This window comes from Sphingobacterium chungjuense, from assembly GCF_011316935.1.
Taxonomy (GTDB): domain Bacteria; phylum Bacteroidota; class Bacteroidia; order Sphingobacteriales; family Sphingobacteriaceae; genus Sphingobacterium; species Sphingobacterium chungjuense.
The window spans coordinates 1-13,658 of the sequence record NZ_WLYS01000001.1 but is presented as its reverse complement, the minus strand read 5'-3'; the positions used below and the strand labels follow the sequence as shown (position 1 = coordinate 13,658).

At 42.4% G+C, this 13,658-nt stretch carries 14 protein-coding genes; 9 read left to right on the top strand and 5 right to left on the bottom strand.

The features are described from left to right. Positions 1-72 precede the first annotated feature (72 nt). Both GKO22_RS00070 and blaOXA read right to left on the bottom strand, forming a co-directional pair. On the bottom strand, positions 73-930 hold the full coding sequence (locus GKO22_RS00070; protein WP_166332118.1) for a DUF4886 domain-containing protein: 858 nt from the start codon (positions 928-930) through the stop codon (positions 73-75). Positions 931-942: 12 nt separating this feature from the next. Continuing rightward, positions 943-1,770: a class D beta-lactamase gene (gene blaOXA, locus GKO22_RS00065; RefSeq protein WP_166332117.1), complete on the bottom strand. Its 828-nt coding sequence runs from the start codon at positions 1,768-1,770 to the stop codon at positions 943-945. Positions 1,771-1,913: 143 nt separating this feature from the next. Here blaOXA and GKO22_RS00060 point away from each other — a divergent pair, with 143 nt between their 5' ends. The 3 genes from GKO22_RS00060 to GKO22_RS00050 all read left to right on the top strand — a co-directional run bounded on the left by GKO22_RS00060 (position 1,914) and on the right by GKO22_RS00050 (position 4,928). Then, a complete protein-coding gene (locus GKO22_RS00060; protein WP_166332116.1) occupies positions 1,914-2,570 on the top strand; it encodes a protein-L-isoaspartate(D-aspartate) O-methyltransferase in 657 nt (218 codons plus the stop codon). A 62-nt stretch (positions 2,571-2,632) separates the two neighbouring features. Further along, positions 2,633-4,456, top strand: coding sequence for a MutS-related protein (locus GKO22_RS00055; RefSeq protein WP_317165675.1), 1,824 nt, complete (start codon positions 2,633-2,635; stop codon positions 4,454-4,456). A 67-nt stretch (positions 4,457-4,523) separates the two neighbouring features. Then, positions 4,524-4,928 (top strand): acyl-CoA thioesterase, encoded by a 405-nt coding sequence (locus GKO22_RS00050; protein ID WP_166332910.1) that lies wholly within the window; start codon positions 4,524-4,526, stop codon positions 4,926-4,928. 19 nt (positions 4,929-4,947) lie between these two features. Here the strand turns inward: GKO22_RS00050 and GKO22_RS00045 are convergent, their stop codons facing one another. Then, positions 4,948-5,322, bottom strand: coding sequence for a DUF779 domain-containing protein (locus tag GKO22_RS00045; protein ID WP_166332115.1), 375 nt, complete (start codon positions 5,320-5,322; stop codon positions 4,948-4,950). 120 nt (positions 5,323-5,442) lie between these two features. Next, positions 5,443-6,945, bottom strand: coding sequence for an aldehyde dehydrogenase family protein (locus GKO22_RS00040; protein WP_166332114.1), 1,503 nt, complete (start codon positions 6,943-6,945; stop codon positions 5,443-5,445). Positions 6,946-7,144: 199 nt separating this feature from the next. Between GKO22_RS00040 and GKO22_RS00035 the strand changes: the two genes are divergently transcribed. Then, the gene (locus GKO22_RS00035; protein ID WP_166332113.1) at positions 7,145-8,065 is read left to right on the top strand and encodes an AraC family transcriptional regulator; all 921 of its coding nucleotides are present in this window, start codon (positions 7,145-7,147) and stop codon (positions 8,063-8,065) included. Here GKO22_RS00035 and smpB read toward each other — a convergent pair. Continuing rightward, positions 8,062-8,517 carry an SsrA-binding protein SmpB gene (gene smpB / locus GKO22_RS00030; RefSeq protein WP_116777100.1) on the bottom strand — a complete coding sequence of 152 codons (456 nt, stop codon included), beginning with the start codon at positions 8,515-8,517 and terminating at the stop codon, positions 8,062-8,064. The two genes, GKO22_RS00035 and smpB, sit on opposite strands and share 4 nt — an antisense overlap. 305 nt (positions 8,518-8,822) lie before the next feature. Between smpB and spt the strand changes: the two genes are divergently transcribed. Genes spt through GKO22_RS00005 form a run of 5 tightly spaced genes read left to right on the top strand, consistent with a single transcriptional unit; the run spans position 8,823 to position 13,246 of the window. Beyond that, positions 8,823-10,022: a serine palmitoyltransferase gene (spt, locus tag GKO22_RS00025; RefSeq protein ID WP_166332112.1), complete on the top strand. Its 1,200-nt coding sequence runs from the start codon at positions 8,823-8,825 to the stop codon at positions 10,020-10,022. Positions 10,023-10,038: 16 nt separating this feature from the next. Beyond that, positions 10,039-11,160 (top strand): hypothetical protein, encoded by a 1,122-nt coding sequence (locus tag GKO22_RS00020; RefSeq protein ID WP_166332111.1) that lies wholly within the window; start codon positions 10,039-10,041, stop codon positions 11,158-11,160. Further along, the gene (locus GKO22_RS00015) at positions 11,157-12,155 is read left to right on the top strand and encodes an NAD-dependent epimerase/dehydratase family protein (RefSeq protein ID WP_166332110.1); all 999 of its coding nucleotides are present in this window, start codon (positions 11,157-11,159) and stop codon (positions 12,153-12,155) included. Before GKO22_RS00020 ends, GKO22_RS00015 begins: the two co-directional genes overlap by 4 nt. 10 nt (positions 12,156-12,165) lie before the next feature. Beyond that, positions 12,166-12,831 (top strand): CDP-alcohol phosphatidyltransferase family protein, encoded by a 666-nt coding sequence (locus GKO22_RS00010; RefSeq protein WP_166332109.1) that lies wholly within the window; start codon positions 12,166-12,168, stop codon positions 12,829-12,831. Positions 12,832-12,847: 16 nt separating this feature from the next. Further along, positions 12,848-13,246, top strand: a complete 399-nt coding sequence (locus GKO22_RS00005) for a GtrA family protein (RefSeq protein WP_166332108.1) — start codon at positions 12,848-12,850, stop codon at positions 13,244-13,246. Positions 13,247-13,658: the final 412 nt, after the last annotated feature.

The following is a 13,658-nucleotide window of genomic DNA, read 5'->3' as shown; positions in this document are numbered from 1 at the left end:
CTCGTTCCATTTGTGGATATTTTAAATATAAAGAAAATAAACCAAAAAGAACGAAAAAGATAATAGACGAAACTATTTCTTAATCTTGGTTGTTTTAAATGGTTTTTTAACGGCCGCATGCGCTGCTTCTTTCGCGATTTGCGCTTGGCTTTCCGTGATGCTTGCTGGCTTATAGGTATTCTTCCGAGCGTCGAGTTGGAACAACTTCTCGTACCAAGTACACGCTGCGGTAAAACGGCCATAATTCAACTCCAAGTGGTAGCCGTCGCGCGTGTAATGATCGCCTATACTACTGCTCCGCGCATTCTGAATCGCCGTGCCGCAGGGTACGACAAAGGCAAATCCTTTCTGTTTGCTTATTTGCTTTGTAGAAGACGCAATAGCATCGTACATCTGCTGCTGACTTTTTTGATAATTGACAAATCCTTCATGCTGACTATCGGCTTGATAAGCCCAGGTTTGATGGTACACCAACTGCGTGTGCGGTGCAATTTTTCCTTTTACATAGTCCATCAAAGCCGGTAAACTTTGCATAATCACGCTGTACTGGCCAGATAGCGGACTAGCCTGTTGTAGGCTTACGTAGTCCCAATCTTCGTCGGCCAGCGCTTTGGAGATCGATGTGTTTTCCTGTGTAGTTTTGTTACCATCTAACGCTACTTTTCGATAACTGTAGATGGACTTATCTTCTTGTGCATTACGAACATGTAGATCTAGCGGAGCACCGCCGATATAAAGATTGCCAATAATAATCTCGCGATCGGCTGCTGCTGCTAGATCGTGCAAGTAATTTTCCAACGCATCTTCGGAAAAGCTGTTGCCAATCGCCAGCACTTTTAGGACTTGCTTGTTTACCTCATCGCGAACTTGAGCAAAGCCACCTTGTAAAGAGAGTAGAAGGAGTAGGGTATAAATCGTGTATCTTTTCATCAGTTTTGTTTTTTAATTTTTTTCTTGAAAGGCATGCATGCTTTGCAAGGCTTGGCGAACCGCCTTTTCGCGGGCTGGGAGAAATTCTTCTACTTTGCGGGCATCTTTTGGCTCTAAGTTGGCCGCAAAGAAGTACATACTATCGCCACGACGTAAGTAGCCGACAAACCAACCATTGTCTCCATGATCGGTGCTCCAGCCAGTTTTTCCACTCAGAGAATAGTTAGGAGTTGATTCTATTTCAAATACTTGAAGCATAGAATCATAGGTGTGATCGGATAGCTGAAATTTTCGGTTGTAGAAATCGCGCAAAAATTGTACTTGTTGAAAAGCAGATATTTTGGACGCGCCGACCAACCAAAAGTTTTGCAAGGTTTCTTTTCTTACATCCATACCAGTATACGAAAATCGGCTAAGGTATTGCTGCATGCGTGATAAGCCGATCTTGCCAGCAATCTCTTGATAGCAAGGGACGCAGGATAAGCGGAAAGCATCTTTCAATGCGAGATCCTTTTCCCAAGCCTTCATATTGCGTTTCTTGCCATCCCAAGGCAGTATGCTGTTGGCATTGGTAACTACGCCGGTCTCTAAAGCGATTAATGTATTGGGTATCTTAAACGTGGACGCGGGTAAAAATCCTTCTGTTGCACGTTGGAAATCATTGGAATAAAAAGTATCCTGCTCTACATCGAAAATGAGGATGGTGCCACGCAAATTGTGTTGGTCTACGATGGCCTGAAATTGGGTTGCATATGCATCGGATTTTGGATCTTGTGCATGCGCGAATGCGCTGATGCTGGTCAATAAGATGAATAAGCTGATAATCCGTAGGTAGTGCATTACTAATAAGATTGTTTGGTAAAGCTATTGAAATTTTCAGGCATTTTTGGTGTCTGTACAGCGTGAAATGTAAAATAACTCGTGGCCAACGATTTGTAACTAAAGTGCTAAAATGTGGCTTAACAATGTTATTTTTGAAGCAAATGGCCTACAAATTCATCGATAATTATAGAGAAAAGGGTGCGCGCAAGCAACTGGTTAAACTGTTGGAAAAGCGCGGTATTCAAGATCAACGGGTGCTCTCAGCCATTGGCAAAGTGCCACGCCATTATTTTTTCGATGAAACATTTTGGAATCAGGCGTACCGCGATATCGCCTTCCCGATCGGCGACGGACAAACGATCTCGCAACCGTATACCGTAGCGTATCAGTCGGAATTGTTACATGTACGTTCCGGCGACAAAATATTGGAAATCGGCACTGGATCGGGTTATCAAACTTGTGTGCTATTGGAGTTAGGTGCAGAAGTATTTACCATCGAGCGACAGGAAAATTTGTACAATCGTACCAAAATGGTATTGCCCTATATGGGCTATCATCCTCATTTCCATTATGGGGATGGCTCGAAAGGGATTGCAGCTAGTGCACCATATGATAAAATCATTGTGACAGCAGGAGCGCCGCTAGTGCCCGAAATTATGCTCAAACAACTCAAGTTTGGCGGGCTGTTAGTCATTCCGGTAGGGGATGAGAAAGAACAAAAAATGGTAACCATATTGCGCGTAGGCGAAAATGACTTCGAACGTATAGAACTCGATACATTTCGTTTCGTACCTTTGGTAGGCGATCAGGCCTGGTAATACCGAATGGGATATCGGCTCTTTGATCGTGTAGTATTCATGATTCAAAATCGATAAACTTCGTGTCATTAAACTTCTATCAACAAAATATTTCTCAAACTAAGGCGGAAATTGCGCTGCTGGATAAGCAAGTAAATACGTTCAGTTTACTACGCCTTGCCGTGATTATCGGTGGCGGAGCAGCGCTATTCGTACTTTTCCAATCCAATAATGTCACACATGTGCTGTTGTGTACCATTTTGGTCATCGTACTTTTCTTGTACTTGGTGTCTCGACAGGCCAGACTGGAAAGGTTGCGTGACGAGAAGAAAGCATTTTTGCAGGTCAATGAAAATGAGCAACAGATGATGGGCGGAGAGCCGAATCTGTATTCCAATGGCGCAGATTATGAAGACGGAAAACATCCTTATTCTTCGGACTTAGATATATTCGGCTCACATTCCTTATTTGAAAAGGTGAATCGTTGTGCTACGCAAGATGGGTGTGATACCTTGGCGCAATGGCTGGATTCGGCGCCAGATCGGCAGACCATAGTCGATCGGCAGGTAGCTATACAAGAGTTTGCGAACGATGCGACCTTTAATCAGCGATTGCAAACCAAACTGCTGTTCAACGTAAAATCGAACACCAATCTCCGAATGTACCTTGCTGCCTATTTTGAGGGCAAAGCCATGACGTTCGGAAATCGCTTTATGCAGATCTACACCTTTGTAGCCCCCATCCTCATTGTTGGCGGGATTGGCGTTTCGTTGTTCGGATATAATGTGATGTCATATGTATTGATGCTGGCTATTGCGCATTTGTTATGGACGTTAGCGCTGGGGGGGCGCGTCTCGGTTTTCTCGAATCGAATTGATAAGATCGGGGCGATTATGATGGCCTATAGCGGGGCGATTGAGGCGATCGAAAAACGGGCTTTCACCGCTCCGCTCAATCAAAGGCTGCAAAAGGGCTTGCGAACCGACAACGATGCGCCGCTCTCGCAAGCATTACATAAACTCGGTAAGCTCATTGATAAATTGGATGCGCGCAACAATATGATCGTGGGTGCTCTGCTCAATATGTTTATGCTGTGGGATTTTAGGCAAGTATTGGCGATTATGAAATGGAAAAATGAATACGCAGAAGATACCTTGCAGGCCTTCGAAGTAATGGCATCCTACGAGGCGTTGATTTCATTCGGTATTTTGTCTTACAATCATCCAGATTGGAAATTTCCGGAAATCGCCGCCGATGCACAGCAAGATCGGATCGAAGCGCAAAATCTAGCGCATCCGCTTATTCCCGAAAATAAATCTGTGGCAAATGACTACTCCGCGCACGATCATCGCGTGGCCTTGGTCACCGGATCTAATATGGCCGGTAAAAGTACTTTTTTGCGTACTGTCGGTATCAATGCGGTACTCGCTTATGCTGGATCAGCAGTGTGCGCTTCGCAATTCAGACTTCCAATCTATCGCTTGGTGACGTATATGCGGATTAAAGATGACCTGAACGAAAGTACTTCCACTTTTAAAGCAGAGTTAGATCGTATGAAATTCATCTTGGGCGTGGTAGAGGTGGCTAAGGATAGCTTTTTCTTGATTGATGAAATGCTGCGAGGTACCAACTCGGTCGACAAGTACTTAGGATCAAAAGCGATCATCAAAAAACTTTTGCACATGGATGGCAAGGGGATGGTGGCTACGCACGATTTGCAGCTGTCGCAATTGGCGGATGAATATCCGCAGGATCTGGTCAATTATCATTTCGATATACAAATACAAGAAGGGGAGATGCTGTTTGATTATCAACTCAAATCGGGCGAGTGTAAAATATTCAACGCCTCGATGCTGTTGAAAGGCATTGGTGTGGAAGTAGATGCACAATCTGGTACAGCAGGCTAGATTTATGTATCTTTGCACGCATTATTAAAATCAGTACAATTTGCAAACGATAGAAGAAGCAACAGCGGTGACCATAGCAGAAAGAATAGAACGATCAGAAACCCGCGTTTGTATTACAGTTTTCCCGTCCATTACTAATCATCATGATACGCTTTTTGGTGGTAAGGCACTCGCCATTATGGATGAGGTAAGTTTTATGGCAGCCACACGTTTCTGTCGCAAACGATTGGTGACGGTCTCTACCGATAAGATTGATTTCAATAAAGCCATTCCGGCCGGCAGTATTGTAGAAGCAGTCGGGCGTGTAGAAAAAGTGGGAAATACCAGTGTGAAAGTGCGGGTACAGATTTTCTTGGAAAGCATGTACGAGGATAGCCGTGAGTTAGCGATTCAAGGTTCTTTTACTTTTGTGGCGCTAAACGACGACAAAAAGCCGATTCCGGTATTGCAAGGCTTAAACGTATCTACTTAGCTTAAGTAGCCTTCGGCTTCTAAACACTTCTAATGACCGGTGGCAAATCGGCTAATTCGCTTTCTGTAAATAAGCGATAATGCACTTTAAACGTTTTGCCGAGAGGTGTTTCTAGGGAGAAACCGCCTGGTCCGAAGCCTTGGAGCACATCTAAGGTGAAATGCGAATATTGCCAATATTCAAATAGATCCCGATCAATCCAGAATTCGAATCCTTCTACCAAGCCAATCATCGCATCATTGTATCGGGGATAATATCCACCTTTTTCGAAGCACTGTGGTTGTGTGCCTTCGCAACAACCACCCGCTTGGTAAAACATCAGATCCCCATGCTTTTCCACTAATTCATGGATCAGTTCTTTGGCGCTTTCTGTGAGTGATAATCTTTCAGTCATAATTCAAAAACGTAAGAATATTGCCTTTCGGTGTGGTGAAAGGCAATACTCGATCAATTTAATGTTTGCTGAACGAATAGCTAAGATCCTGAGATTGGATTGAGCTTAGCGATTTGTATTCTAGAAGAAGCCTAGTTTCTTTTTACTGTAAGAGATCAGCATGTTTTTAGACTGGCGGTAGTGTCCGAGCATCATTTTATGATTCTCACGTCCAACGCCAGATTGTTTGTATCCGCCAAACGGAGCACCGGCAGGATAAGCGTGGTATTGATTGACCCACACACGACCCGCTTGTATCGCTCTTGGTACAGTATACAGTTGATGCGCATCTCTAGTCCATACGCCGGCACCCAAGCCATAAATGGTATCGTTGGCAATTTCGATGGCTTCTTTTTCATCTTTAAACGTGGTTAGTGAAACCACCGGTCCAAATATTTCCTCTTGGAAAATACGCATCTTATTGTGCCCTTTGAAGACGGTGGGTTGTATGTAATAACCTGCATTTAATCCTTCGCCTACCTTATTCACTTCACCTCCGGTAAGCACTTCTGCGCCTTCTTCTTTTCCTAATTTGATGTAAGACAGGATTTTGTCTTTCTGTATTTCAGAAGCTTGCGCTCCCATCATCACATCAGGATCTAGTGGATTGCCCACTTTGATCTGCTTAACACGCGCGATGACCTTTTCAATAAATTTGTCGGCGATATCTTCCTGCACTAAGATTCTGGATGGGCAGGTACAGATCTCTCCTTGATTGAGGGCAAATAATACGGCACCTTCGATAGCTTTGTCTAAGTAGTCATCGTCGTGATCCAGCACCGAATTGAAGAAAACATTCGGCGATTTGCCACCCAACTCTAACGTTACAGGAATGATGTTTTCTGTCGCGTATTGCATCACTAATCTTCCAGTTGCGGTAGATCCGGTAAAGGCGGCTTTGGATATTTTCGGATTGGTGACCAAAGCGCGGCCGAGCTCTGCGCCAAAGCCGTTTACGATGTTGATTACGCCCGCTGGAAGGAGATCTTCTATTATCTCCATCAGTACTAAGATCGAAGTAGGTGTGCTTTCTGCAGGTTTCAATACTACGGTGCAGCCTGCGGCCAATGCTGGAGCAAGCTTCCACACGGCCATCAGAATTGGGAAATTCCAAGGAATAATTTGTGCCACCACACCCAAAGGTTCGTGAATAATCAGCGATAAGGTATCTGAATCCAATTCGGTCGCGCTACCTTCTTCGGCGCGGATCACACCAGCGAAATACCTGAAGTGATCAATGGCTAAGGGAATGTCGGCATTCAAGGTTTCGCGGACAGCTTTACCATTGTCAATGGTTTCTACGGTCGCCAGATATTCTAAGTTTTCTTCTAGCCGATCGGCAATTTTATTGAGGATGATACTGCGCTCGGTGGCAGATGTTTTACTCCACGTTGTAAAAGCTTTGGCACCAGCTTCTACTGCTAAATCCAAATCTTCTTTGCTGGAGTGCGCTACTTTTGTAAATACTTTGCCATCTATAGGGGAGATGTTGTCGAAGTATTTGCCGTTTACTGGCGCTACGAATTTTCCGCCAATGTAGTTGTCATATCGTTCTTTGAACGAAGGTCTTTCTAATACACTCATGATTACCAAAATTTAGTTTTATGATGCGATTATGTAAATCGTCAACACCTCAAATTTAGTGGTTTAGTAAGCTGATATTTAGCATAATAATCCTAATCAATAGCACAATTGTTATTCATGGTCAAGCAATTGTTTTTTTTCTTTCGATTTATTTTTTTTCGTATCTTACCTAGATCGTTCACGGCTAAATTGGATCGGTATGAGGTATAATTATGCATTAGATGTATTACCACTTTCTACAGACAAGCAATTGTCCACGTTGGTAGAGAATCGACGAGTGGCTACCTTTGGGAGTTTTGAGTTCAATGTCTTTGAGACTTATCAACCTACGCATGCTGTTCCTCTTCAGTTTGATGATGTCGTGATGGTCAACATGTTGCGAGGCAAGAAGGTCATGCATTTAGAAAATACGCCATCTTTCGATTACATACCAGGCGAAACTTTGATATTACCAGAAAACAAATTGATGAAGATTGACTTTCCTGAGGCAAAGATTTCGGCACCCACGCAGTGTGCCGCGTTGACGATAGATCGTCGAAAAGTGGAGGATGTGGTTGCGTTTCTAAATGAGCGGCAACCCGCCTGTGATCAATCTGCAGAATGGCATTTCCGTTGGGATAAATTTCATTTTAAACACGACGCGGAGACTATGTATCTGACGAATAAATTGTTTCGGTTAATGTCGGGTAATGATTTTTTCCACGAAGCTTTAGCGGAATTAACCATTCAAGAGTTGCTGATTCGTACTTTACAAACACAGAATCTGTTACATTTAATGACGGAAGAGGATAAAAAAACTTCTTTATTGAATTACCTTACTGAATTTATTCGAGAGCACATATCTAGCGAACTAACCATTGATCTTCTCAGTAAAAAAGCTAACATGAGTCGCTCCGCTTTGTTTAAAGAATTTAAGTTTCAGGTGGGGATTAGCCCTATGGAATATGTAATTCGGGAACGAATAGCATTTGCCAAGCGGTTTCTTGAACAAGGCCTAAGTGTCAAAGAAGCAGGCTACGCCGTCGGATTCAACGATGTTAATTATTTTGTCCGCTTATTTGGCAGGCGGGAAGGGTTAACACCAGGAGCATATGCGCAAAAAATGGGGCTAGCACATTAACGTTTCATGGCACGATCAAGCTCTCGTTTCGATTCACGTTCTTTAATCGTATCTCTCTTATCAAAATCCTTTTTACCCTGTGCCAAGGCGATTTCAACTTTGGCAAAACCACGTTCGCTGATGAAAATACGCAATGGTACGATCGTAAAGCCTTTTTCTTCACCTTTGTCTTTTAACTTCTTGAGTTCACGTTTGGTCAGTAAAAGTTTACGATCTCGTTTGGCTTCGTGGTTATAAAACGAACCGAACGAATACTCTGCAATATGCATGTTGCGGATATAAAGACCATCTTCGAAAAATGCACAAAAGCTATCATTGATATTTGCTTTGCCTTCCCGAATAGATTTAATCTCCGTGCCTAGCAATCCCAATCCAGCCGTGTAGGTGTCTAAAATGTGGTATTCGAATGTTGCTCTTTTATTTTTTATATTAATTCTCGATGCGATAGCCATACTTGCAAACCTTAATCTGCAAAAGTACGAAATACCAGTCGACAACGAAAGTTGTAACAAATAATTGTTTTTTATGTTAAAATTGAATTAATTTTTTGATATTTATGTGGCATTGTATGTAAAAATATTTGGTCTAGTTCCGTACATTTGCCAGCCTAATATCCTATGGATTTTGCGGAATGATCTTCAAACGGTCAAATTTTAGTAATTTGTATTAGGTTTGCAGTAAATTTCTGACATTTGCATCCGGATGTTCAAAAAGTATAAACATCTGTGCGGAATAGTACATAGCACATCACAATAGAATGAGCAAAGGAAAGTTGAGCGGTAGAATATCGCAGTTTACGGAAGTTGATTATTTAAAAGCAAAAGGGCTTTATGCCTTCTTTCGTCCCATACAATCTCGGCAAGATACCGAGGTCATTATTGATGGCAAGCGTGTATTAATGTTTGGATCCAATTCCTATTTGGGTTTAACGACCGATCAACGTATTGTGGAAGCCGGCCAATTAGCACTGGAGAAATACGGTAGCGGTTGTGCAGGCTCACGCTTTCTGAATGGTACGTTAGATATCCATATTGAGTTGGAAGAGCGTCTGGCAAGCTATGTAGGCAAAGAAGCGGCAATCCTCTTTAGTACCGGTTTTCAATCAAACTTAGGTCCTTTGTCTTGTCTTACAGGTCGCAATGACTATCTTTTGCTAGATGATCGCAATCATGCCTCTATTATTGATGGAAGCCGTTTATCATTTTCGAAAGTGATCAAGTACGCGCACAATGATATGGCAGATTTACGTGCTAAACTTTCCCGTTTGCCAGAAGAAAGCCTAAAAATGATTGCTACCGATGGTATCTTCAGTATGGAAGGCGATATCGTGGATTTGCCAGAAATGGTAAAGATCGCGGAAGAGTACGAGGCTGCCGTGATGGTGGATGATGCGCACAGTTTAGGCGTAATTGGCCATCTGGGTGCCGGTACGGCAGATCATTTCGGACTTACTGATCAAGTGGATCTGATTATGGGAACTTTTAGTAAATCCCTAGCGTCACTTGGTGGCTTTATTGCAGCAGATGCCGATGTCATTGAATATTTGAAACACAAAGCGCGTTCATTGATGTTCAGTGCTAGTATGACGCCGGCGTCTGTGGCTTGTACACTGAAAGCGCTCGATATTATACAAACGGAACCAGAGCATATCGAGAAGCTTTGGAAGAATACCCATTATGCAAAGCAATTATTATTAGATAATGGTTTTGATTTAGGGGATACACAAAGTCCGATCCTACCGATATTCATCAGAGACAACGAAAAAACGTTCTGGGTGACCAAAGCGCTACAAGAAGATGGCGTTTTCGTCAATCCTGTGGTTTCACCGGCTGTACCTGCCGAAGAATCGTTGATCCGTTTGTCGTTAATGGCGACACATTCTTTTGACCAAATTGATGAAGCAGTAGAGAAAATGGCAAAAATTTTCAAAGCAGCCGATGTTGAGTTATTGAGCTAAAAGCTCCTATCTACCTATGATTGAAATTGTACCCGTAAAAGATAAAAAACAGCTCGCTCGTTTTATAGACTTCCCGCATGATCTATATCAAGGGGATAAAAATTACGTGCCTGAACTTTTCTTGGGGCAACAAGATTTATTATCATCTGATAAACATCCTTTTTACAAACATTCTACCGCACAGCCATTTTTAGCTTTTAAAAATGGTGTTTTGTCTGGACGTATTGTAGCCATTTGGAATAACAACCATAATGCCTATGTGCACGCAACCGAAGGACACTTTGGTTTCTTCGAATGCATTAATGACCAAGAAGTGGCCAATGCGCTATTCGATCAGGTGACAAAATGGGTACAGGAAAAAGGCGGAGATCAAATCGTGGGTCCGATAAACTTAACGACTAATGATACCTGTGGTTTGTTGGTGGAAGGTTTTGACCGCCCACCGATGGCCATGATGACGTACAATTATCCTTATTACGCAGACCTTATCAGTAATTATGGTTTTGCGAAGAAGGAAGATCTGCGAGCCTATTATATCGATACTGCTACGGTCAGTGGGCGCGCATTGGATTTGATGGATCGTTTGGAAGAACGTTTAAATCGTTCAGGCATCGTTCTTCGAGAAATAAACCTCAAAGACTTCAAAAACGAAGCCGAGAAAATAAAAGCGGTATACAATTCCGCGTGGGACAAAAACCTAGGATTCGTGCCAATGACGGATGAAGAATTTAATCATACGGCTAAGGATTTGAAAATGGTTTTGGATCCGCAATATGCTATTGTGGCAGAGAAGGCAGGGGAGATTGTCGCATTCACACTGGGAGTGCCCGATATCAATCAGGTGCAAATAAAGATCAAGCGTGGTCGCTTACTGCCGACAGGCATTTTTAAGTTGTTGTTCGGCAGGAAGAATATAGATCATGTTAGGGTACTGATGTTGGGCGTATTAGAGCCGTATAGAAAGCTTGGTATTGAAGCCTGTCTGTACGGAAGATTGATTAGAAACGGAAAGAAAAGTGGCCTAAAAGGGGCAGAATGTTCCTGGATGTTGGATAGCAATTATTTAATGAATAGTGCTATTGAACAGATAAACGGACAATTATACAAGCGATATCGCTTGTTCGAGAAATCGGTATGAAGCAACCAAAGCTGTTAATAACCGGTGCCAGTGGATTTGTGGGATATCATCTGGTACATGCAGCAAAAACAGCCGGTTATACCATTCATGCAACTATCCGCCGCTCCAGCAAAACGGATGATATTGCCCATTTAGTGGACAAGTTCATCGAAGCTGATTTCTCCAACGTGGAGAAACTAGGGGAGTGGCTAGAAGAAGAATCCTACACTTATATCATTCACGCTGCAGCGCTTACCAAAGCAAAACGTGAATCTGACATGCAAACCGTCAACATAGATTACACGATTAATTTATTGACAGCCGCATTTTCCATAACATACCCGCCAATCGGCTTGCATATTTTGAGTAGTTTGGCCGCTATCGGCCCAATGCCGTATAATGGAGAATTGATTGACGAAAACTCGGCTTACCAGCCCGTAACGGTATACGGACGCAGTAAAATGCGTATGGAACAGTTGGTACACGAACAATTTGCGGACAAACCGATCCGTATTTTTCGCCCGACAGCAGTGTATGGTCCGAAAGATAAAGATATCTTTATCTTGCTGCAGACCTTAAATAAAGGCATTGATGCTTATATCGGCCGAAATCCCCAAGCACTGACATTCATCTATGTGAAAGATCTAGCAAATCTCCTGATAGAAAGCTTAAAATTGCCAATGGCAAAATTAGAATTCTATAATCTTACCGATGGGGGAGTGTATGATCGCTATCAATTAGCAAACTTATTTAAGCAAATTACGCAAAAGCGGATGTTGCGGTTGCACGTGCCTTTTAGCATTGTCCAACGAATAGCCAGCATTTCGGAATGGCTTTATAAATCTTCTACCAAAACACCTGTATTGTATGCAGAACGGCTAAAGGAAATTACTGCTGGCAGCTGGGCATGCGATATTGCTAAAGCAAAACAAGAATTACACTTTGAGCCGCGCTACGATTTAGAAGCCGGTCTTACAGAAAGCCTGATGTGGTACAAAGAGCACCATTGGCTTTAATACAATCACTATGAAAACAAATAAAAAACTTTTTGCAGACAGAAAACGGACGAATATATTGAGTGTGCCAGAGCAAAAGTTTATCAGTTACCTCGTTCCTCGCATACCGCAATCCATTACATCAGACGGCCTTACCGCCATTGGTTTATTAGGTTCACTTATCATCTTTGCTAGCTTTGTCTTAGCAAATTATTACACGATAAATTACCTCTGGTTAGCTCCTTTTGGTTTTTTTGTCCAATGGTTTGGTGATTCTTTGGATGGGCGTATCGCATACTATCGCAATAAATCTCGGAAATGGTATGGCTTTGCATTGGATATCGTGATGGATTGGATCAGTACAGTATTTATCGGACTTGGATTTCATTTATACGTGGAGTCTGAGTACGAAATAATGGGTTTCTTGCTAGTTGCTCTCTACGGTTGGGCCATGATCATTAGCCAGCTTCGTTATAAAATCACCGACAAATACACGATCGATGCAGGATTGCTAGGGCCTACAGAAGTACGGGTCATTTTATGTTTGGTGATTATTCTGGAGATTCTGATACCAGGCACCATACTTTATGCCGTATTCCTTATCTGCGTAGCTTTGTTCTTCATTAATTTGGTCGATACCAAAAAGCTAATGGATTTGGGTGATGAGCGTGATGCTGCTGAAAAGATGAATCTCTGAATTGTAAGAATACCACATGGCTCAAGGTGTAAAACAGTTTCTAAAAGCACAGCTATCCGCATTTGTTGGTGGTATGGTAGATTATGGAGTCATGATCTGCGGCGTAGAGCTTTTTGGTTTACCTGTTAGCACGTCCATTGTGATCTCTGGAACTATTGGTGCGGTGGTGAATTTTTCAATCAATCGGTATTGGACCTTCAAAGATCAAGATACTGCCGTAGGCGATCAACTGTGGAAATTTGTCGTCATGGTTATTGGAAGTATTCTTTTGAAATCTCAGGGAACACCTTTTTTAACAGATATAACAGGTATTGATTATCGAATTACACGCTTGATGGTAGAGTTGGTAGTTTCTTTAGGGTTCAACTTTACGCTACAAAAATACTGGGTGTTTAGAAAAGGCGCGAATAAATAACTATTCGTGTTCAAAAAAATCTCTCTCTTTTTAAGGCAGTTAGCTTTGCTAAAACATAAAAAGGGAAAAAAGGTTTTGGAGGTGCGAAAGTTTATTCTACCTTTGCACCACTCCGCAAGGGAGGAAGGATGTTGAGAGGATAGAAAAAGCGAGTTTATGGAGGCGTTAGCTGATAAAACGAGCGGATTCGGGAAGCGGAGATCACCAGAATTATTTTCAAAATAAATTTGGAAGATCAGAAAAGATTCCTACCTTTGCAATCCCAACCACAGAGGAAGGGAAACAAAAAAAAGAAAGTCAAGTCCGAAAGGATAAGATATACAAGGCCAAAGCGCGATGCGGCGGCGAGAAAGTTCTTTAAAGAAATGATCATGATGCGTGGTGAGTAGTTTAGCTTTTAGATTTTAGAAGC

Excerpts from the sequence above, each read along its gene's own strand:
- GKO22_RS00010 (WP_166332109.1), top strand. The coding sequence starts at position 12,166 with ATGAAAACAAATAAAAAACTTTTTGCAGACAGAAAACGGACGAATATA.
- GKO22_RS00015 (WP_166332110.1), top strand. The coding sequence starts at position 11,157 with ATGAAGCAACCAAAGCTGTTAATAACCGGTGCCAGTGGATTTGTGGGA.
- blaOXA (WP_166332117.1), bottom strand. The coding sequence starts at position 1,770 with ATGCACTACCTACGGATTATCAGCTTATTCATCTTATTGACCAGCATC.
- GKO22_RS00040 (WP_166332114.1), bottom strand. The coding sequence starts at position 6,945 with ATGAGTGTATTAGAAAGACCTTCGTTCAAAGAACGATATGACAACTAC.
- GKO22_RS00070 (WP_166332118.1), bottom strand. The coding sequence starts at position 930 with ATGAAAAGATACACGATTTATACCCTACTCCTTCTACTCTCTTTACAA.
- GKO22_RS00035 (WP_166332113.1), top strand. The coding sequence starts at position 7,145 with ATGAGGTATAATTATGCATTAGATGTATTACCACTTTCTACAGACAAG.
- GKO22_RS00060 (WP_166332116.1), top strand. The coding sequence starts at position 1,914 with ATGGCCTACAAATTCATCGATAATTATAGAGAAAAGGGTGCGCGCAAG.
- GKO22_RS00005 (WP_166332108.1), top strand. The coding sequence starts at position 12,848 with ATGGCTCAAGGTGTAAAACAGTTTCTAAAAGCACAGCTATCCGCATTT.
- smpB (WP_116777100.1), bottom strand. The coding sequence starts at position 8,517 with ATGGCTATCGCATCGAGAATTAATATAAAAAATAAAAGAGCAACATTC.
- spt (WP_166332112.1), top strand. The coding sequence starts at position 8,823 with ATGAGCAAAGGAAAGTTGAGCGGTAGAATATCGCAGTTTACGGAAGTT.
- GKO22_RS00020 (WP_166332111.1), top strand. The coding sequence starts at position 10,039 with ATGATTGAAATTGTACCCGTAAAAGATAAAAAACAGCTCGCTCGTTTT.
- GKO22_RS00045 (WP_166332115.1), bottom strand. The coding sequence starts at position 5,322 with ATGACTGAAAGATTATCACTCACAGAAAGCGCCAAAGAACTGATCCAT.